Source organism: Prochlorococcus sp. MIT 1323 (assembly GCF_047304905.1).
GTDB lineage: Bacteria > Cyanobacteriota > Cyanobacteriia > PCC-6307 > Cyanobiaceae > Prochlorococcus > Prochlorococcus marinus_D.
Genome location: NZ_CP138973.1, coordinates 1 through 20382, shown reverse-complemented (window position 1 = coordinate 20382; position 20382 = coordinate 1). Strand labels below are relative to the sequence as shown.

Genomic DNA, 20382 nt, shown 5'->3' with positions numbered 1-20382 from the left:
AGATAGAATGCAAAGAACAATCACAGGGTGGATAAAATATTAGCTTTCGCTGATGAGTTAAAAAACTCCTCGAAATTGTAAAATGTTGAATCTCATGATCTAGGCCTTATATTTTGTAAGGTTAAAAGAAGTCTTAACTGCTTGATCCACCGATTACATCATCTTGTAATCCCTCACCCTGAATATCACTTATGCTAGGTGAGCTGCCGCTGCCAGTCACTATTTCAGATTGAGTTACGGCATCTGCATCTTTATTTGAATCTGCTGTATTAACACTAAGTATTTGCTCAAGTGGTGCATCATATCCACCTATAGAGGCCTTGGCTTCTAAGGCATTCTGATCTTCAAAGGATTTATTATTCCATTGTTGACTAATACCAGATTGAGTGTTGAGTTCTGCCCAAGTAAAATTCGTTCCTTTGCCTTGAAAATCATTATCACCAATATGCAGTGTTTTACCCCAGTCTTGATCTAGTACAGCCAGGTCTTTAATGTCGATTTTTCCGTTGAAATCTGCGTCTACATCTGCCGCATAGGTTTCTTTGCTCGCTTGGCTTTTTGTTTCGCCTTCTGCTATTGATTTACCGGCATTATCCTTGATCATTCCATCTACATCACCTGTTCTATCTTCCAGTTGTTGACGTCTTGCACCTGCATTGAGATATGCAAGGTCTTTCATTGTCACACTTCCATCATAATTAAGATCTCCTTGGAAAGTAATCAGATTTTTTGAGCCCTTAGTATTTTCAAATGACTTAGCAACTTCACTCGACTTGAGGTTGACTATCCCAGAGCTAAGGTCAACCACATTACCTGCCGATCCAGTGATCTTGATCTCTGCATTGAGTTGAGTTGATTGACGCTCTGCTGTATTAAAGATCCCATTATCAAATCGACCACTGTTTAGATCAACACTGCTTACACCCGTATCAAAATAATAACTCGTGAGTTCAGCATTGCTATTAGATACACCTATGACTTGGATATCATTCGCCTTGACATTACCGGTATTAGTCCATACGCTACTTGCCTGAATCGTATCCCCATAACGCACCAGGTTGGTAAATTGTTCTGTCTTCACACCAATGACTCGATCCGTACCAAGAACAAGACCATCTCCTTGTTCTTCTAAGTTTAGGTTTCCACTAAAGAGCGTAATATCATTTCCTTCTACGGCAAGATCACCTCCAAGTTCACGTAAACTTTTGATCTCGCGGTTGCTATGAGTCGTGCCATCATCAAATTCACGAGAAAATATCGTGTGGTCTTGATTAGCAGCCAAGGAAAATAACAATGGATCAGTGAACTTTCTGTTAAGATCACCTGCTGCTTGATCAGTCAGCTGTAGATAGGATTCTTTTATATCAAGATCTATTGACGCAAGTACAGTTTCAGATGAAATCGCATTACCGGCATAAAGGGCACTCAGGCCAGCTGCTGCAATACGAATGTTACCGGTGTCTTCATCGATATGAACTGCATTGGCGATGGGGAGATCATTACTAATACGAATATCAGAGGCCTTGACTGTATTAAACAGAAAGGGATCAAGCTTAACTATGATTTCTGCTGATTCTAAGATGTAATTATCATCCTTCGTTTCACCTGTAACTTCACCACTAATCTCAAGGTTATAGCGTTTTGAAAAGTCAACGTTATCTCCAAGTACAGCAAGTTGGCTATGGTTAGTTTCTTCTGTAGAGTTGAGTTTATAGGCAAGTTTTAGATCTGTTGCTTCTGTGACACCTACTTTCGCTGGCCAAGTTTCAGAAATAGAAACTGAGGTGTCAGTAATTTCAATAGAGCCTGTTTCCGCAACCTGACTCAAGCGTGCTGAATCAGAAAACAACTTGATCAGCACATTCTCCGTGCCTTCCCGTCTCCAGTCTTCTGCAAATGTGTTTGATATGGTGAATTCGCCTTGCCCATTAACTTGATTGGAACCACTCAGTTGACCATCTACTAAATCCTTAGTTGTGATATTGTCTCCAGCCAATGACCAGAACAGTTCTGTTCCTTGTGCCACATCTGTGGTAGTTACTATTGTGTTTAGGGTGTCGCCTTCATTGAGAATATTGGTTGATGAATTGACTAAATAAGATTGCTGAATATCATTCACATTTAGATTAAATGACTTTGCTATTGCCAATCCATCACCATCTGTTGCTTTGAGCCTGATTGAATAAGCATCCTTGATTTCATAGTCTGCTAATTCATTGATGCTTAACTGATCGCCAGTAATAACAAAAGATGCATTGTCTTCATTTTCACTACCTAAAGAAAATGAGAAACTATGGTTGTTGTCTGAATCTCGATCAGTTGCAGATAGTGATGCAATCGTAGTTCCAGCAGCAAGATTCTCATCAAAGTTTGTAGTTGAAAGCGTTATATCCGTTGGAAAGTCATAGGTTGAGCCATTAAAATTAATCCGTTCAATATTGAGCAACTGATCTGTTCCATCTCTCGATGAGCTGTTATCAGTAACTTGAAAGGCAGCTGTATTGCCATCTAGACTTAAATTGTATTCACCAATATTTCCAGTAAAGGCAGCTGTATCAAATCCTGCCTGGCCATCCAGCGTGTTATTCGAGCTATTACCGCTTAAATAATCCTCATACGCTGAACCTTTTGCATTTTCAATGACTGCATCACCGGTTGAGTTATAGGCAATCGTGTAGCCCTTCAATTCACCATCAACTTGAGAAACAAAACCTCCACCGCCTGGGGCATTTTCAAGCGTTGCATTACGTAGATCAATTGTGACTGATCCTGTAGAACTTGATGCGTCAATGGTGTCATTGCCTGCAGCATCCCAGATCGACTGAAAGCCATTTAAATTTAAATCTAATAAGTAAGTATCATCGCCAGTTTTATTTGAATTGTTTGGTCCATAGAGATACTGGATTGCTGCAATATCAAAAGCGCCAAGTTCAGTGATAAAACCCTTGCCTGTGTTAGTCGATGGTGAGTAAACATTCGCCCCTACATTGTTGTATGTCATTACGGTCCAAGGAGTCGCATTTAGGCCATGATCGCCTCCCTGATTCCATCCTTGCTGGCCTTCAGCTACACCTGGAAATGCTTTATTTTCAACCCAAGTATCATGAGGGTGAGATAAACCTAAAGCATGGCCCAGTTCATGCTTAAATGTCAAAGGATGAAGGCTACCACTATCTAACGCATTGGGTGAAATTGTGCTGTTATCACTATTTTTATATGCATCAGTATTAATAAACACACTGCCATCAAAATCACCATGATCATTACTATCTGGCACTAGCGCCAAACCAAGTACAATTCCACCATCAAGCTCAGTCTCAATGTTTAAATATTGATCAAACTTTTCGCGATTAAGTAAAACCCAGTCAATGTTCCTAGACTCAAAATCGCTTGTCTTTGTAAAAATGACATTGCCAACATCTTGATATGAGTCCTGAGACTCTTTAACAACAAGTTTTTCTTGATCACCCCATTCGAGTCCAATATTTCTGGCATCAAATGAGTACTGAAGTTCTACCTTAATGCTCTCATTGATGTTCTTATCTGGATCGGTATTTCCCCATTTAGAACCTGTCAGGATGCCTTCTATATATCGATAATCCCCAGAAAAATTACTCCCCGACAATTTGCTCCATGTATTTGATGGAGTTAATCCGGTTATTGGGGGATTGTCATGCCTGCTCATAATGCTCCCTCAGCTCTTCACTTCACTGCAAACAACTCAGTTCAGCCTGGGGGAATCCCTTCATTTTCTTTATGATAACAACTCAATAGGCGCCTCAACACATCATTGCCACAGAGAGAGGGTTTGTCACGATCGACCTCTACTTTTGCTCATTACGAAGTGTCTGCATCCTCGAGCCTGCTTGAGCCGTCGATCACCTTGGCGCGGCTTCGTTTATGTCTAGAAAACGCAACAAAGACCATTGCCAACTCGATCAATAGTTTTTGCATGGCAAACGTTCATCCTGATCACCCTTACAGCAATCCTCTTGACAGCGAAATTTGGCTTGATGCCCTAAAGCTTGCGAACACCCCTGGGCCACTCGGCCTCAACAAATAACGGTGGAATCACCCCCTCCCAGCCCCTGATCACCTCCCTTTCAGCACCCATTAGAACCAGCAAGATCTCTGGTGGTACAGCTGCACTTGCAATCAGTTATCTTTTTGCCCTCACTTTGGATGTAGGCCGATTTTATCTAAGCAGTAGGATCCAATCCTTTGAAGTCTCAAAGATCCTGAGAATCGTCTGCATGCTTATCGATCAAGCTATTCTTTCAATTGATCGGCACGCAACTTGACATCAACAATTGGTGGAAGTGCCTCAGCAAATATCCTGTACAAAACACAGCCAAGCCATCAAAGCCTCGAGCCTTTGTCAATCAAATACAGGCCAACAATCAACAAAAAATTCGAGTGCAACAACGACAGACGTTCACCTTAATAACACTGCTGATTGAGGGCCTAATCCCCGGCCATTGCATTCCAGCGCTCCTACCAACCAAAGAGGATCCATCGATGATTCGCCAATCGGCAACCAAGACCTACGGCTGCGATTGATCCAAACCTTGATCGACTTCTCATCTTGCGCTGTGGATAGCTCAGGATTCACCCCCCAGCCATGCAGCCCGTCAGCCCCGATTGTCTGCCATTGCAAACCGCCATCAGCCAACGCTGGGCAGCGTTGGCGCAGATCACTCAACGACTGAATGAAATCGCGCAGGTCTGCAGGCCACTGCGTTCCCCAGGGGAACGCCTCTCGACAGCCTGGTTCAGGGCCACCCTGCAAACCCGCCTCTGTGCCGTAGTAGATGCAAGGCGCCCCTGGTTGCAAAAACAGCAACAGCAAGGCCAACTTCAACGCCGCAAGATCACCCTGAAGTGTGTGCAGAGCTCTCGGCACATCGTGGCTATCAAGCAGGTTCAACTGGCTGCGGTTCACCTCAGGTCGATACCAACCCAGCGTTGTTGCCAATAGCTCAACAAAAGCCTCTCCGCTGAGAGCTTCAAGGGGATAGGCAGGATTGCGATACCGACGGCGTAATCGCTTGCCAGCAACCCAGCAAAGGCTGCTCCAACCCATCCGATAATTCATCACCCCATCAAAGTGCTGCCCCTGCAGCCACGATCTCGCATCACCCCAGATCTCAGCCAAGATCCAAGCGTCTGGATTCACTGCCTTAACCATGTGCCGAAACTCCAGCCAAAACTCAGCAGGCACCTCATCAGCAACGTCAAGTCGCCAACCATCGATTCCCTGCTCGAGCCAATAGCGGGCTACGGCAATCAAATACTCACGCACAGGGGCATGGGCATGATTGAACTTTGGCAAGGCTGGATCGTTCCACCAGCAGCTGTAACCACAATCCTGCCCACGCCGTGGATAGGGATGAAGCGGCCATTGCCTCACCTCAAACCAATTGCGATAGGGCGAAGCCTCACCATTTTCCAAAAGATGATGAAAAGCCCAGAACCCGCGACCACAGTGATTAAACACGCCATCCAAAATGATGCGCATCTCGCGGCGATGCACCGCTTCAATCAAAGCCTCTAGCGCTGCATTGCCACCGAGAAGCGGATCCACCTGCAAGTAGTCATAAGCGTGATAGCGATGGTTAGCGGCAGAGCTAAAGACGGGTGTCAAGTAAAGGCAGCTGATACCAAGCGCCTGGAGATGATCAAGGGCCTCGATCACCCCGTAGAGATCTCCCCCCTGAAAACCCTGCTCAGAAGGATCACTGCCCCAGCAGCGCAAAGCCAAATGCTGATGAACTAAGACACGGCCACTACAACGAAAACGATCCGGGAAGATCTGATACACCACCGCCTGGGCAACCCAGCGGGGAGTGTTGGTCAGTCCATCGATCTGATGCATGCCCCATTGCATACCAAGACCACCGCTAGCACTTGAACAAGAGAACATCCATGGATGATCAGCTCCTAAGCCTGGCTCTCGCTCAGGGCACCAGTAGCTCCAGGGCCGCCGTCTTCAACCCCGCAGGTCAACTGATCGCCAACGCTTGTGCCCATCCGCCAACAGCGCCGGCACCACTGCTAGACACCTAGACACGAGTAACAATGGTGTCAGACCTTGCTTCCTGAGAACTTTCTACTGAGTGAACTGCGCAAGCCAGTCATTTCGGGCCTCACAAGACCAGAAGCCTGGCGCAGAAAGCAACTCAAGCAAATTGATGTCCTCATCGAAAAGCACCAAGACGAGGTGCTTGATGCCCTGGCAACGGATCTAGGCAAACCACCAACCGAGGCATTGTTTGAGCTGATCGCTCTGCGTGGGGAGCTCAAACTGGCTCAACGGCAGCTCAGCCGCTGGATGCAACCCAGGCACGTACAAGTGCCTTTAGCCCATCAGCCAGGTCAAGCCGAGGTGATCCTCGACCCCCTGGGTTGCGTTCTGATCATCGGCCCCTGGAATTACCCCTTCTCTCTAACCCTCCAACCACTGATTAGTGCTCTAGCAGCAGGCAATACAGCAGTGCTCAAACCTTCCGAGCATGCCCCTGCCACCTCTCGACTGATCGCCCATTTGATCCCTCAACATTTCTCCAGCGAGGTCGTACAGGTAATCGAGGGGGATGGGGCCATTGCAGCGGCACTGATCAAGCAACCCTTTGATCACATCTTCTTTACCGGCAGCGGCGCCATCGGCCAGAAGGTCATGGCTGCTGCCGCCGAACATCTCACTCCGGTGACCCTGGAGCTAGGAGGGAAAAGCCCAGCCATCGTGATTGATGGCGCCGATCTCTCGGTCACGGCTAGGCGATTGGTATGGGGGAAGGGTCTCAATGCTGGTCAAACCTGCATCGCCCCAGACCATCTACTTATCCAAGAACAACTCAAACAGCCTCTATTGCAGGCGATGAAAGGAGCCATTACTGAGCTCTATGGAGGCGATCCGCTGCGATCACCCCACCTCGCCAAGATCATCAACGATCGTCATTTCCAGCGACTACAACACTTGCTTGATCAAGCAAAGCAGCGCGGCAAGGTGCTCTCAGGCGGACAAATTGACCCCGATCAAAGACGCATCGCTCCCACTCTGATTGACGTAGACAAGCGTGACGATCCGCTGATGGAGGAAGAGCTCTTCGGCCCACTGCTGCCTGTCATCAGCGTGCAAAGCCTTAATGAGGCTCTCGCTGAGGTCCGACAACAACCAAAGCCCCTGGCCCTCTATCTCTTTGGCGGAACACATGCCGACCAACAACAGCTCCTCAACACAACCAGTTCAGGCGGAGTGTGTTTCAACGATGTGGTGATGCATGTAGGCATTCCTGAGCTGCCCTTTGGTGGAGTCGGGGCCAGTGGCATGGGGCGTTATCACGGCCTGGCTGGTTTCGAAACCTTTTCGCATCAAAAGTCTGTCTTACGTCGCCCCTTCTGGCTAGATCTCAAATTGCGCTACCCCCCCTACAAGGCCAATCTGGCGTTGCTCAAAAAGGTGCTGGGATAATCAAGCCTCTTTTTGCAAGGGCATCATTTCGGGATGCTTGAAAAGGGCTAGCGCATCTGTTGAGGCAGCTTATCTTTCACCAAACTGTAGAGAGAGATTGATGCGCCGGATCATTGTTAGCGCTCTAGCCCTGACAACACTTCTACCGCTGCCATCCTGGGGTGCCAGCGTCACAGTGAGACCCGGTGACACCCTTTCGGAAATCGCAGCGCGATATCAGGTATCCCTTCGGGCCTTGATGCGGCTGAACGGCCTAGCCAATGCAGACAACCTCTACATCGGCCAGACCCTCAAACTGCCAGGTAGCGCATCAGGCACAGTCACGGCTGGAGCAAGCCGTCACACGGTACGAAGTGGCGAGACCCTCAGCACCATTGCTGTTCGCTACCGAGTGCGCCAGCAGGATCTCATCGCCCTCAATGGTCTGAACAATGCCGACAATTTATATATCGGCCAAACGTTGAAATTACCTGGAGGTGCTTCTGGGGGAATCAGAGCTGGCGCCAGTCGACACAAGGTTCGCAGTGGCGAAACCCTCAGCATCATTTCTGCCCGCTACCGAGTTCGCCAACAGGATCTCGTCGCCCTCAATGGCCTTGCCAATGCCGATACCTTATTCATCGGCCAGACCCTCAAACTGCCAGGCAGCTCATCAGGCACAGTCAGAGCTGGCACCACTCGTCACACGGTCCGCAGTGGCGAAACCCTCAGCACCATTGCGGCCCGCTACCGAGTGCGCCAACAGGATCTCGTCGCCCTCAATAGCCTTGCCAATGCCAACTATGTCAAACGTGGCCAAACCCTGAAACTGCCCCAAGGGGCTGTTGTTCCCAAACCCAAAGCAGCAGCAAAGCCCAAACCTGTAGCCATTCAGGCAAATCCAAATGCCACCTCCCATACCGTGGCTCGAGGGCAAACATTGAACCAAATCGCTGGGGCTTATCAAATCCCTGTAGCAACCCTGATCAAGATCAATGGCATCAACAACCCCAACAAGTTATTAGTCGGCAGCAAACTGTCTCTACGGGTCCAACCATCAACAACAAGCCAGCCAAAATCCACCACGACAGTTGCCATCAAACCGACTGCAAAAACCACCGTTAAACCAGCTGTTAAACCAACCGTTAAATCCACCACCACGCCTGCTGCAAATCCACAAACCAAGCCCAAGTCCACCACGGCAGTTGCCATCAAACCAACTGCACAAACCACCGTGAAACCAACGATTAAATCCACCGCCAAACCTGCTGCAAAATCACAACCCAAGCCCAAATCCACCCAGCAAGTTGCTGTCAAGCCTTCGCAAACGCAATGGCGCACTTACGGTTCACTTCAAGTGGACTGGGCCAATTGGAAGTTCATGGGAGGAAGCTACGTGGCCCCAACCCTCAACAAAGATGGCAAAGCCCTTTATCTGGCTGTGAACTGCCCAGCGCGCAAGATCAATACCACCGGCACGAATGGATCTTGGAAAACTTGGGGTGCTCCACAGCAGCGCTTTGAGCATGATCTCGTCAAGGATCTCTGCAAAGCCAAAGGCGGCTAAGGGCATCGAGGGCTGCACTCAGGCCGCATAGTGCAACGGCCAGGGTTGGCGTAAAAAGCGCCGACCGCTCTCACGTATATAGAGCCGCTGGACACCATCATTGCTCTCCGTAATCAGCTCTTCCTGCACCAACCTGCGAGCCAACCAACCCCAACGCTCTTGCTTGCGGCCTGTAGTGGACGAAAGGCTTTCACTGAGACTGCGAAGATTCATGCCCTTGCTGTCTTCGAGCACCTCAAGCACAGCAAAGGCTTGCTCAGACCAATCACGGCGGCGGGCAGTCTGCTGGCAGCGATCGCAGCGACCACAAGGCGGCACCAATTCACCAACGGCAAGCAAGAGCCCTTGTTCCAGGCAAAACTCCCCTTCTGCAACCGCCTCGATACGCCGCAACTGTTGCTGCGCCAGCTCCAACCGCATCTGAATCTCCTGCGTAGCGTTCTCATCAGCACAACGGCGAGCGGAAGCCTGCATCGCCCAACCAAGGCTGGTGCGATCACCAGGAGAAAACAACACCAAGCAATCGGCCGGAAGTCCATCACGGCCCGCCCGGCCAGACTCCTGCAAATAGCCCTCTGGCGTTGCAGGCAGATTCAAATGCAGAACCAATCCCACATCGCTGCGATCGACACCCATGCCAAAGGCCACGGTGGCCACCAGCACAGGCTTCTCTTGATCTAGGAAATCAGCCAGCGCCTGCTGGCGCACCTCCGGGTCAAGCCCGGCGTGATAAGGAGTAGCCGCAACATCCTCAGCCTGCAACCGCTCTGCCCATTGCTCCACAGAGCGACGCGTTCTGGCATAGATCAGCGTGGCACCTCGTGATCCTTGCAAAGCCGAAAGCACATCAGGCAAGGGATCTCTCGATCGCCTCCGCATGGCGTAGTGGAGATTATTGCGCCGGGCCGAGCAAACCTGCACCAGCGGCCGACGAAGAGCCAAGAGGCGGATGATGTCGGCACGCACCCTTGGAGCCGCAGTAGCACTGAGAGCAACCACAGGCACACCTGGGCAGAGGCGGCGCACCTGCCCCAGGCGACGGTAATCAGGCCGGAAATCATGGCCCCAAGCACTGATGCAATGGGCCTCATCAACAGCTAGTGCCACCAACTTTCCCTGCGCAGCTGTGTCCTCGATCAATTGCCGCGTGGCCTCACCCTGCAACCGCTCAGGAGCCAGATACAGCAAACGCAAGCGATCATCTCGCAAGCGAACCAGCGCATCTCGACGGCGCACCGGATCCAGGCCAGCATGCAAACAAGCGGCGGCAATCCCCCGCCGTTGCAGCTGCATGACCTGATCCTCCATCAAAGCCACCAAGGGAGAGATCACCACCACCAAACCATCACGCAACAGGGCTGGCAGCTGATAACAAAGCGATTTACCACCACCGGTGGGGAGCACCGCCAGAACATCCTGACCCGCAAGAATCGCTTCAACCACAGGACGTTGACCAGGCCTGAAACCATCCCAGCCATAGTGATGGTGCAGGGCCTCGATCAGTGGATCCACTTCACACCACCAATAGCGCCCTCAAGATAACGAGCGCCAAGCCTGATGGCACGATCTCGAACTCAAGGCAGCGGCGGCGGCTCGAGCTGGTCAGGAGCCTCCTCCACCAGCTGCAAGCGAACCCGTTTCCCTCCCGCCAACTCCCCAAGCGACACCCTCAAGGTTGCTCCGCTAAGGCTCTGCAAAGCACCCAAAACATCACGGAGATAAGGGGTACTGCTGCCACTTTCCACCCAAAGACGTTCCTGCAAGCCACCCAATCGTCGCCAGGCTGTATGCAGCTTCAGAACGGAGGCTTCTAACGACTGAGCCTGAGAGACAGCATCAGCCAGCAAACCCAAGGCATCGAGACGCTGAGCCTCATGCATGGCCTTCTCAAGGTTGAGTTCACCTTGCTGGAAAGCCCTCACCGCCTCGCTGGCCTCTGTGGTCTTACTGATCCAGCGTGCTGTGCTGGTTACATCCTTAATGCAATCCAGTTCTGGCTCCTCCCGCAAAGCTCGCCTGAGATCTTCCTGCTGAAGCTCCGGCAGTTTTGCCAGCTCCCTTACCAGAGGAGCCACAACCTTGGGAGGCAAAAGATTCTCCTGCGTGCGCTGGCGGATCTCCTCCGGCAACAGGGGGCTTGTGGCAGAGGTGAACTCATCTGTCAGTCGGCGAACCTGCTTGCGAGTGATCTCTTGACCTTCATTGGCTGCCTCGGAAATCATCATCTGCACTTCTGGAACAGCCTGCGTTGTTTCCATGAAGGCCCTTTTAGAGAATTGATTCACGCTGCTCTCCTCCAGCATTCCTTCTGCCAGCAAGTTCTCAGCCGAATCAGCCAGCTGAATCAGGGCATAAGCGCGGGTCTTACTAATCTCCCGTTCACGCAACCACTGCAAAAAGCCGGCACCACGCCCCTCACCACCGCGCTTCTCACGATCCCGCACTGCCCTAAGGATTCGCCCCCGCCAAATCTCAGTTTGCAAATCAAAGCGATCGCACAAGGCCCAGGCTTGCTCGAGTCGAGCAAGAAACTCCATGGTGCTGATGTCGTCCTGCTCCGGATCGGGCAGATCCAACTCAATAGCAGGAGGATCAAGAGCAACGGACGAACTCACCAAAACACACCTGACTTAAGGCTGGATGCTGCCATGGCCTACACCCCAAGGGGCGACATTCTGTGACGCATGAGTCAACTCACACACTCACGGCGATAGTCTTATGGGTGAATTCAATACCTGCGCAGCGATGGCGATCTCAAAAGGCGACAAAGTTCGCATCAGGCGCCAAGAGAGTTACTGGCACAATGAAGTGGGCACAGTGGCCTCTGTCGACACCACCGGCAAATATGGGGTACTGGTTCGCTTCGAGAAAACGAACTACTTCGGCATGCAAGGTACCGATAACGGCAACCTCACCAACAGCTTTGCTGAATCAGAGCTCGATCGCGCCTAAGGCGCTTGCCGGAATTACCTGAAGTTGAGACGGTCCGCCGCGGATTGGCAGACCGTCTTGTTAATTTTCAGATCGGCCAGGTTGAGGTTTGCCGAGAACGAGCCATAGCAAGCCCTGGCGGTTCTGCCCTATTCATCAAGATGCTCTGCGGCATGCACGTGGGCTCATGGTTAAGACGCGGCAAGTACTTGATGGCGTCTTTACATCATGATGTTGCCCAGCCATCAGCTGATTCAGAACCAGAACCAGATCCTGATGGTGGATGGTGGGGCGTTCACCTGCGCATGACAGGGCAATTTCAATGGCATGAGGTCATCAGTTCACCCTGCCCGCACACACGCGTACGCATCTGGAACAAAAAAGATGAGGAACTGCGCTTCGTTGACACGCGCAGCTTCGGACAAATGTGGTGGGTTCCACCTGGCAACGCCCCGGAAACAATCATCACAGGGCTGCAAAAACTTGGGCCAGAGCCATTCAGCAGCGCCTTCAATTCCTCATACCTAAGCAAACGCTTGAAGGGTTCGAAACGACCAATCAAGTCAGCACTTTTGGATCAATCCATCGTGGCAGGGGCAGGAAACATCTATACCGATGAAAGCCTTTTTGCAGCCAGAATCCGTCCCCACACTCCATCAGGTCAATTAAAGAAGGTCGAACTTGAACGCTTATGCAACTGCCTCACGGAGGTCCTCAGAGTGAGCATCGGTGCTGGAGGAACAACCTTCAGCGACTTCAGAGATCTTGAAGGCATTAACGGCAACTACGGTGGTCAAGCCTGGGTGTATCGCAGAGCAGGCCAAGCCTGCCGGATATGCAGCACGCCCATCCGCCGTGAAAGCCTCTGCGGTCGTGGCACCCACTGGTGCCCAAATTGCCAAAGATGAATCCTGGCAAAAATGTTCGATTCACAGCAACAGCGGAAAGCTCTAAGCGACACCATTCGCGATCTCCATCAACGCGGTTGGTGTGATGGAACTGGCGGTAATTTCAGCCTAGTGCTACAAAAAACGCCATTGAGATTATTGATGGCCCCTAGCGGCATTGAGAAAAGAAATATCAGGGCAGACGAACTCATTGAAGTCAACAGCTCGGGTAACGTGATTCAAGGAGAAGGTAGGGCTAGTGCTGAAACAGATATGCATTTAAAAATCATCAAGCAGACCAACGCCAAGGCCGTACTGCACACACACTCAATAACAGCAACATGGCTATCGAACTACTATAAAAATACTGGGAAACTAACAATTGAGGGCTGGGAAATGCTGAAAGGGCTGCAAGGGATTCATAGCCATTCCACATCAATCACTCTGCCAATCCTATTAAACAACCAAAACCTTGCCCAATTGAGTCAAGCAGCAGGCGAATTAGTCCATGATGCACCCTATGGACTACTGATCGCAGGGCACGGTTTATACGCTTGGGGGGAGAGCCTCAACGAAGCAAGACGTCATGTAGAAATATTGGAGTTCCTACTAGAGCTCTGCTGGCGTGAACAACTTATAACCAGACAAAACCCGTGATCACTCACGTCTTGCTGGATATTGAAGGCACCACATGCCCTACAAGTTTTGTCAGCGATACCCTCTTTCCTTACGCTGATACCCATCTAGAAGGATTCCTAAATGAACACAGAGAAAAAAATGAGATTCAATCTCTCATAGATGAAGCTTGGGGGGAATGGCAAGCTGATACGGATCCGAGCAGCAAAGATCTTCTAAGCAAAGCACTAAGACAGAACAGCAGCGAAATCGAGAACATCTGCAGCTACCTTCACCATTTAATAGCAATTGATCGCAAGTCTAGTGCTTTAAAAGATCTACAAGGTAGGATCTGGCGAGAGGGTTACCAGAAAGGTGAACTCTGCTCTTCACTCTACCCAGAAACTATCGAGGCACTAAGCAAACTAAAACAAAAAGATTATGTACTTGCTGTCTATTCATCAGGCAGCATATCAGCTCAAAAGCTGCTCTACAGACACACGACCAATGGAGATCAAACAGCACTATTTAGTCACTGGTTTGATACTCGTACTGGCAACAAAAAAGAGAGCAAAAGCTATAGCGACATCTCCATAGCCATGAACATTCCCGTAGGAAATGTGCTTTTTGTCAGTGATAGCTACGCAGAATGTAATGCCGCAGAAAAAGCAGGCATGCGTGTTTTATTCAGCCTTAGGGAAGGCAATCCAGAGCAAGATCCAAGTGGCCTACAAAGCAATCAAAGACCTCAGGTGTCTATTTGATTATCTTCTTTAAAAATCACACTGACTTGCACATCAAAAAAGCCACCCGCAGGGGTGGCTTTTTCTTGGTAAATCAACAACTCTTTCTAGAGGTTGATGATCTACATGCGGAAATGTTTTACCTGGCATTGAGCTATTTTCTCAGAGGGCTACCCCTAAAATATCGTCGCCGCTGATGCGTTTCACAACCGAGTTCGAGATGGATCGGAGTGGTTCCACATCGCCATGAACACCAGGATAAAATCATTCCCAAGGAGTGAACCTTGAGAACTGCATAGGTCATCATCCTTGCGAATGATGCTCTGAATTGAATAAAACTTGTTTCTCGGGCAAGAACCAAATGGATGGTCAAGCCCTCGGTCTATTAGTACTCCTCCGCTGCATCCATTACTGGACTTCCACGTAGAGCCTATCAACGGGTGTTCTTCCCGTGACCTTACTGGCTTATGCCATGGGAACACTCATCTTGAGGTGGGCTTCCCACTTAGATGCTTTCAGCGGTTATCCACTCCGCACATGGCTACCCAGCGTTTACCGTTGGCACGATAACTGGTACACCAGAGGTGCGTTCCTCCCGGTCCTCTCGTACTAGGGAGAAATCCTCTCAATGTTCCTGCGCGTACACCGGATATGGACCGAACTGTCTCACGACGTTCTGAACCCAGCTCGCGTACCGCTTTAATGGGCGAACAGCCCAACCCTTGGGACCGACTTCAGCCCCAGGTTGCGATGAGCCGACATCGAGGTGCCAAACCTCCCCGTCGATGTGAACTCTTGGGGGAGATCAGCCTGTTATCCCTAGAGTAACTTTTATCCGTTGAGCGACGGCCCTTCCACTCAGAACCGTCGGATCACTAAGGCCGACTTTCGTCCCTGTTCGACTTGTAGGTCTCACAGTCAAGCTCCCTTCTGCCTTTGCACTCGTCGACTGATTTCCAACCAGCCTGAGGGAACCTTTGCGCGCCTCCGTTACCTTTTAGGAGGCGACCGCCCCAGTCAAACTGCCCACCTGATACTGTCCGCTCCCCGGATAACGGGTGAACGTTAGAACCCTAGCTCTGAAAGAGTGGTATCTCACCATTGACTCAGTAGCACCCACGAGCACTACTTCAACGTCTCCCACCTATCCTGCGCATTCAGAGCCCGGGCACAATACCAAGCTACAGTAAAGCTTCATAGGGTCTTTCTGTCCGGGTGTACGTAGTCCGCATCTTCACAGACAATTCTATTTCGCCGAGCCTCTCTCCGAGACAGCGCCCAGATCGTTACGCCTTTCGTGCGGGTCGGAACTTACCCGACAAGGAATTTCGCTACCTTAGGACCGTTATAGTTACGGCCGCCGTTCACCGGGGCTTCAGTCGCCAGCTTCGCTTACGCTGACCGGCTTCCTTAACCTTCCGGCACTGGGCAGGCGTCAGCCCCCATACATCGTCTTGCGACTTAGCGGAGACCTGTGTTTTTGGTAAACAGTCGCCTGGGCCTCTTCACTGCGACCAGCTCTCGCTGGCACCCCTTCTCCCGAAGTTACGGGGCCATTTTGCCGAGTTCCTTAGAGAGAGTTATCTCGCGCCCCTCGGTATTCTCTACCACCCTACCTGTGTCGGTTTCGGGTACTGGCAGTTATGCCTTAACGGGTATAGGGCTTTTCTTGGAAGCATGACATCACCAACTTCGCTGCCGTAGCAGCTCGTATTCACGCCTCAGCTCAGAACGTTTTCGCCGCTCCTCAACGCCTCGAACGCTTAAACCAGTAACCAACATCTGGCTTGGCTAGCCTTCTCCGTCCCCCTTCCCAAAACATAACCGGTACAGGAATGTTGACCTGTTATCCATCGACTACGCCTTTCGGCCTCGCCTTAGGTCCAGACTAACCCTCCGCGGACGAGCCTGCCGGAGGAACCCTTAGGGTTTCGGGGCATGGGATTCTCACCCATGTTTTCGCTACTCAAGCCGACATTCTCACTTCTATGCAGTCCACGCCCGCTTACGCTAACGCTTCGCCCCACATAGAACGCTCCCCTACCATTTAACAAGTTAAATCCGCAGCTTCGGTACAACACTTAGCCCCGTTCATTTTCGGCGCAGGATCGCTCGACCAGTGAGCTATTACGCACTCCTTTGAGGATGGCTGCTTCTAGGCAAACCTCCTGGTTGTCTGGGCAATCCCACCTCCTTTATCACTTAGTGTTGATTTGGGGACCTTAGCTGGCGGTCTGGGCTGTTTCCCTTTCGACTATGGAGCTTATCCCCCACAGTCTGACTGCCTAGTTACACACAGGGTATTCAGAGTTCATCTCGATTAGGTACCGCTCTCGCAGCCCGCACCGAAATGGTGGCTTTACCCCCCTGCTGGAGCACTAGACGCTACGCCTCAACGTATTTCGGGGAGAACCAGCTAGCTCCGGGTTCGATTGGCATTTCACCCCTAACCACAGCTCATCCGCTGATTTTTCAACATCAGTCGGTTCGGACCTCCACTTGGTATCACCCAAGCTTCATCCTGGCCATGGTTAGATCACCCGGGTTCGGGTCTATAAACACTGACGATCGCCCTATTCAGACTCGCTTTCGCTATGGCTCCACCATTTCCGGTTTAACCTGCCAGTGCCTATAAGTCGCCGGCTCATTCTTCAACAGGCACACGGTCACCCGATTTAGTCGGGCTCCCATTGCTTGTAGGCTCATGGTTTCATGTTCTATTTCACTCCCCTCCCGGGGTTCTTTTCACCTTTCCCTCGCGGTACTGTTGCGCTATCGGTCACACAGTAGTACTTAGCCTTACGAGGTGGTCCTCGCGGATTCACACGGAATTTCACGTGCTCCGTGCTACTCGGGATACAGCTAGTTCAGTTCAGTTTTCGGTTACGGGACTTTCACCCTCTGTGGTGTGCCATTCAAACACTTCTCCTAACATCCCTGATACACATTGCTGTCCCACAACCCCGATGGTCGAAACCATCGGTTTAGGCTCTTCCCCGTTCGCTCGCCGCTACTTAGGGAGTCGTTTTTACTTTCCTTTCCTCCAGCTACTAAGATGTTTCAGTTCGCTGGGTTGGCTCGCACCAGCCTATGGATTCAGCTGGCCGTACTAGGGGTTGCCCCATTCGGAAATTCCCGGATCAAAGCGTGTGTCCAGCTCCCCGAGACTTATCGCAGGTAACTACGTCCTTCATCGCCTCTGTGTGCCAAGGTATCCACCATGAGCCCTTTGTAGCTTGACCAATTAATCTCTATAACGCTTCACGTAGTTGAATACGTATTCTTAGCAATTCACCTGGCTTCAATCTCAAACTTCTCCAGTTAAACTGAATTGTTTGTCATTGAAGATGGTTTGAATCACCAATCAAACTCTCGATGCCTCGATGACATCGAAAGAACGCTATAGAGTCTCGGCTCTTGACTCAAGAATCAAACATCATTCTCGTTGATCAACCTCAGCTCTCTACTGACGTAGATTGCATTAGCTGATTGCCAAGAACAATGCATCCATGAGATGCTTTATTCTTTCCAGACTTACCTATGCAGTTGTCAAGGTTCTGCTGAACATCTCTGAAATTCTTGCGAATTACAGTGAGCCCAGCGTCCTATCAACCTCATCTCAATTGATTGAGTCCTGGAATGATAAGAAGCTAGGGTCTGCCAGCAAACTTAAATTCTAAATCACATCACACAACGGTTCTCACCATTGGCTCGTTGTCAGAAGATTCGTCAGTGGAGGTTAGCGGACTCGAACCGCTGACATCCTGCTTGCAAAGCAGGCGCTCTACCAACTGAGCTAAACCCCCAACACCGAATGGGCCATCCTGGACTTGAACCAGGGACCTCACCCTTATCAGGGGTGCGCTCTAACCACCTGAGCTAATGGCCCAGGAGTAACCCTTGCGGGGTGTGACCTAGACAAGTTTAGGAACTAAAATCAATCATCAATCTCCAAGCTGATTAATCAGCTTTTCTTTGATTCTCAACTTGAGGTACCGATCGACCTAAGGTGACAGGATTTCGGCCTAAGAATTAAAATACTCAGACATCAAAATCATTGTGTTGTCTCCCTGTTAGGAGGTGATCCATCCGCACCTTCCGGTACGGATACCTTGTTACGACTTCACCCCAGTCATCAGCCCCACCTTCGGCGTCCTCCTCCACAAGGGTTGGAGTAACGACTTCGGGCGTGGCCAACTTCCATGGTGTGACGGGCGGTGTGTACAAGGCCCGGGAACGTATTCACCGCAGTATGCTGACCTGCGATTACTAGCGATTCCTTCTTCACGTAGGCGAGTTGCAGCCTACGATCTGAACTGAGCCACGGTTTATGGGATTTGCTTGTCCTCGCGAACTTGCTGCCCTTTGTCCGTAGCATTGTAGTACGTGTGTAGCCCAGGATGTAAGGGGCATGATGACTTGACGTCATCCACACCTTCCTCCGGTTTATCACCGGCGGTCTCTCTAGAGTGCCCAACTGAATGCTGGCAACTAAAAACGTGGGTTGCGCTCGTTGCGGGACTTAACCCAACATCTCACGACACGAGCTGACGACAGCCATGCACCACCTGTCACTGCGTTCCCAAAGGCACTCTCTCGTTTCCAAGAGATTCGCAGGATGTCAAACCCTGGTAAGGTTCTTCGCGTTGCATCGAATTAAACCACATACTCCACCGCTTGTGCGGGCCCCCGTCAATTCCTTTGAGTTTCACACTTGCGTGCGTACTCCCCAGGCGGAACACTTAACGCGTTGGCTACGACACCGAGGGGGTCGATTCCCCCGACACCTAGTGTTCATCGTTTACGGCCAGGACTACAGGGGTATCTAATCCCTTTCGCTCCCCTGGCTTTCGTCCATGAGCGTCAGTTATGGCCCAGCAGAGCGCCTTCGCCACTGGTGTTCTTCCCGATATCTACGCATTTCACCGCTACACCGGGAATTCCCTCTGCCCCTACCACACTCAAGCCAATCAGTTTCCACTGCCTTGATGGAGTTAAGCTCCACGTTTTAACAGCAGACTTGAAAAGCCGCCTGCGGACGCTTTACGCCCAATAATTCCGGATAACGCTTGCCACTCCCGTATTACCGCGGCTGCTGGCACGGAATTAGCCGTGGCTTATTCCTCAAGTACCGTCAGATCTTCTTCCTTGAGAAAAGAGGTTTACAGCCCAGAGGCCTTCATCCCTCACGCGGCGTTGCTCCGTCAGGCTTGCGCCCATTGCGGAAAATTCCCCACTGCTGCCTCCCGTAGGAGTCTGGGCCGTGTCTCAGTCCCAGTGTGGCTGATCATCCTCTCAGACCAGCTACTGATCGATGCCTTGGTGAGCCATTACCTCACCAACTAGCTAATCAGACGCGGGCTCATCCTCAGGCGAAATTCATTTCACCTCTCGGCATATGGGGTATTAGCGGTCGTTTCCAACCGTTATCCCCCTCCTGAGGGCAGATTCCCACGCGTTACTCACCCGTCCGCCACTAACCCGAAGGTTCGTTCGACTTGCATGTGTTAAGCACGCCGCCAGCGTTCATCCTGAGCCAGGATCAAACTCTCCGTAGTAGATCAAACCCTCTCGCAATCAACCCTTACAGGCTCATCACTCAGTCTGATTTGCTTCACCCACTCATTCGCACTGGCGTACGACAAGCAGTTGTTGCCTCCTTCCTCTGACAGAAGGATTACAAGAGTGCACTTCAGAATCTCTTCCTTCTGTGACTTTCCAGGATCTCAGATCCGGTCGTTGCTTTCACCTGTCACACCTTTGACATCAATCCTCGCCCGTGAAAGCAAAAATTGATGCTGTAACAGGTTTCTGCAACTCATTTCTTTTGACGGGACCTCACACTCTCGTCGCATATCTGCTCAAACCTTTTGATCAGCTTTTGATCGCTGCTCATCGGGCCTAAACGCGACAAAAGCGTCAGTTCCTAAACTCTTAAGTTGTCCAGGTTCTGCTCCTCCACTCCCTTGTAAGGAGTGTCAGGCGCTGCGATCTTACGATCGCTTCTAAAACCTACAACACCAGCGGATCGCTCCTCTGATCTTGTAAGCGCCCACTGACACCTCAAGCTTTCGCTATCAGCACCGCGTGGGTTGCGCTACAGGGCTCAGCCCTTCGCGCAGTCCAAAAACATAGCCCATTCCATACCCCTCTCGCAATCTCTTCTCAATCGCTCCCATCTCCATAGTT

12 protein-coding genes, 2 tRNA genes and 3 rRNA genes are annotated in these 20382 nt (G+C 50.8%); 8 read left to right on the top strand and 9 right to left on the bottom strand.

Going from position 1 to position 20382, the window contains the following annotated elements:
• Nucleotides 1–133: 133 nt before the first annotated feature.
• Nucleotides 134–3685 (bottom strand): cadherin domain-containing protein, encoded by a 3552-nt coding sequence (locus SIB68_RS00085; protein ID WP_413681842.1) that lies wholly within the window; start codon nt 3683–3685, stop codon nt 134–136.
• Between the two features lie 159 nt (nt 3686–3844).
• Here SIB68_RS00085 and SIB68_RS00080 point away from each other — a divergent pair, with 159 nt between their 5' ends.
• Complete coding sequence (locus SIB68_RS00080; RefSeq protein WP_155724834.1) at nt 3845–4063, top strand: hypothetical protein; 219 nt, start codon at nt 3845–3847, stop codon at nt 4061–4063.
• Between the two features lie 372 nt (nt 4064–4435).
• Here SIB68_RS00080 and SIB68_RS00075 read toward each other — a convergent pair whose 3' ends face one another.
• On the bottom strand, nt 4436–5887 hold the full coding sequence (locus tag SIB68_RS00075) for a glycoside hydrolase family 13 protein (protein WP_155724836.1): 1452 nt from the start codon (nt 5885–5887) through the stop codon (nt 4436–4438).
• 38 nt (nt 5888–5925) lie between these two features.
• Between SIB68_RS00075 and SIB68_RS00070 the strand changes: the two genes are divergently transcribed.
• The 3 genes from SIB68_RS00070 to SIB68_RS00060 all read left to right on the top strand — a co-directional run bounded on the left by SIB68_RS00070 (nt 5926) and on the right by SIB68_RS00060 (nt 9017).
• A complete protein-coding gene (locus tag SIB68_RS00070) occupies nt 5926–6066 on the top strand; it encodes a hypothetical protein (RefSeq protein WP_155724835.1) in 141 nt (46 codons plus the stop codon).
• A gap of 25 nt (nt 6067–6091) precedes the next feature.
• Complete coding sequence (locus SIB68_RS00065) at nt 6092–7471, top strand: aldehyde dehydrogenase family protein (protein ID WP_063399019.1); 1380 nt, start codon at nt 6092–6094, stop codon at nt 7469–7471.
• Nucleotides 7472–7571: 100 nt separating this feature from the next.
• On the top strand, nt 7572–9017 hold the full coding sequence (locus SIB68_RS00060; RefSeq protein WP_063399025.1) for a LysM peptidoglycan-binding domain-containing protein: 1446 nt from the start codon (nt 7572–7574) through the stop codon (nt 9015–9017).
• Between the two features lie 18 nt (nt 9018–9035).
• Here the strand turns inward: SIB68_RS00060 and SIB68_RS00055 are convergent, their stop codons facing one another.
• Nucleotides 9036–10529: a RecQ family ATP-dependent DNA helicase gene (locus tag SIB68_RS00055; RefSeq protein ID WP_063399020.1), complete on the bottom strand. Its 1494-nt coding sequence runs from the start codon at nt 10527–10529 to the stop codon at nt 9036–9038.
• Nucleotides 10530–10591: 62 nt separating this feature from the next.
• Nucleotides 10592–11632, bottom strand: a complete 1041-nt coding sequence (locus SIB68_RS00050; RefSeq protein WP_011129567.1) for a hypothetical protein — start codon at nt 11630–11632, stop codon at nt 10592–10594.
• 130 nt (nt 11633–11762) lie between these two features.
• Here SIB68_RS00050 and SIB68_RS00045 point away from each other — a divergent pair, with 130 nt between their 5' ends.
• The 4 genes from SIB68_RS00045 to mtnC are packed head-to-tail and all read left to right on the top strand — an operon-like array spanning nt 11763 to nt 14214.
• Complete coding sequence (locus SIB68_RS00045) at nt 11763–11969, top strand: photosystem I reaction center subunit IV (protein ID WP_063399026.1); 207 nt, start codon at nt 11763–11765, stop codon at nt 11967–11969.
• A gap of 5 nt (nt 11970–11974) precedes the next feature.
• Nucleotides 11975–12856, top strand: coding sequence for a DNA-formamidopyrimidine glycosylase (locus tag SIB68_RS00040; RefSeq protein ID WP_063399021.1), 882 nt, complete (start codon nt 11975–11977; stop codon nt 12854–12856).
• A gap of 12 nt (nt 12857–12868) precedes the next feature.
• A complete protein-coding gene (gene mtnB, locus SIB68_RS00035) occupies nt 12869–13492 on the top strand; it encodes a methylthioribulose 1-phosphate dehydratase (RefSeq protein WP_063399022.1) in 624 nt (207 codons plus the stop codon).
• Between the two features lie 11 nt (nt 13493–13503).
• The gene (gene mtnC, locus SIB68_RS00030; RefSeq protein ID WP_413681840.1) at nt 13504–14214 is read left to right on the top strand and encodes an acireductone synthase; all 711 of its coding nucleotides are present in this window, start codon (nt 13504–13506) and stop codon (nt 14212–14214) included.
• Between the two features lie 120 nt (nt 14215–14334).
• Here mtnC and rrf read toward each other — a convergent pair.
• The 5 genes from rrf to SIB68_RS00005 form a co-directional block, all read right to left on the bottom strand.
• Nucleotides 14335–14451 (bottom strand): 5S ribosomal RNA (gene rrf, locus SIB68_RS00025).
• Nucleotides 14452–14558: 107 nt separating this feature from the next.
• A 23S ribosomal RNA gene (locus SIB68_RS00020) occupies nt 14559–17435 on the bottom strand.
• Nucleotides 17436–17926: 491 nt separating this feature from the next.
• Nucleotides 17927–17999: transfer RNA gene (locus SIB68_RS00015), tRNA-Ala, on the bottom strand.
• 9 nt (nt 18000–18008) lie between these two features.
• Nucleotides 18009–18082: transfer RNA gene (locus tag SIB68_RS00010), tRNA-Ile, on the bottom strand.
• Nucleotides 18083–18266: 184 nt separating this feature from the next.
• A 16S ribosomal RNA gene (locus SIB68_RS00005) occupies nt 18267–19751 on the bottom strand.
• The 16S, 23S and 5S rRNA genes sit together here with 2 tRNA genes alongside, the layout of an rRNA operon.
• Between the last annotated feature and the right edge of the window lie 631 nt (nt 19752–20382).

Coding starts and splice junctions, on each gene's coding strand:
- SIB68_RS00085 (WP_413681842.1), bottom strand. CDS start 3,685: ATGAGCAGGCATGACAATCCCCCAATAACCGGATTAACTCCATCAAAT.
- SIB68_RS00075 (WP_155724836.1), bottom strand. CDS start 5,887: ATGCAATGGGGCATGCATCAGATCGATGGACTGACCAACACTCCCCGC.
- SIB68_RS00070 (WP_155724835.1), top strand. CDS start 5,926: ATGGATGATCAGCTCCTAAGCCTGGCTCTCGCTCAGGGCACCAGTAGC.
- SIB68_RS00060 (WP_063399025.1), top strand. CDS start 7,572: ATGCGCCGGATCATTGTTAGCGCTCTAGCCCTGACAACACTTCTACCG.
- SIB68_RS00045 (WP_063399026.1), top strand. CDS start 11,763: ATGGCGATCTCAAAAGGCGACAAAGTTCGCATCAGGCGCCAAGAGAGT.
- mtnB (WP_063399022.1), top strand. CDS start 12,869: ATGTTCGATTCACAGCAACAGCGGAAAGCTCTAAGCGACACCATTCGC.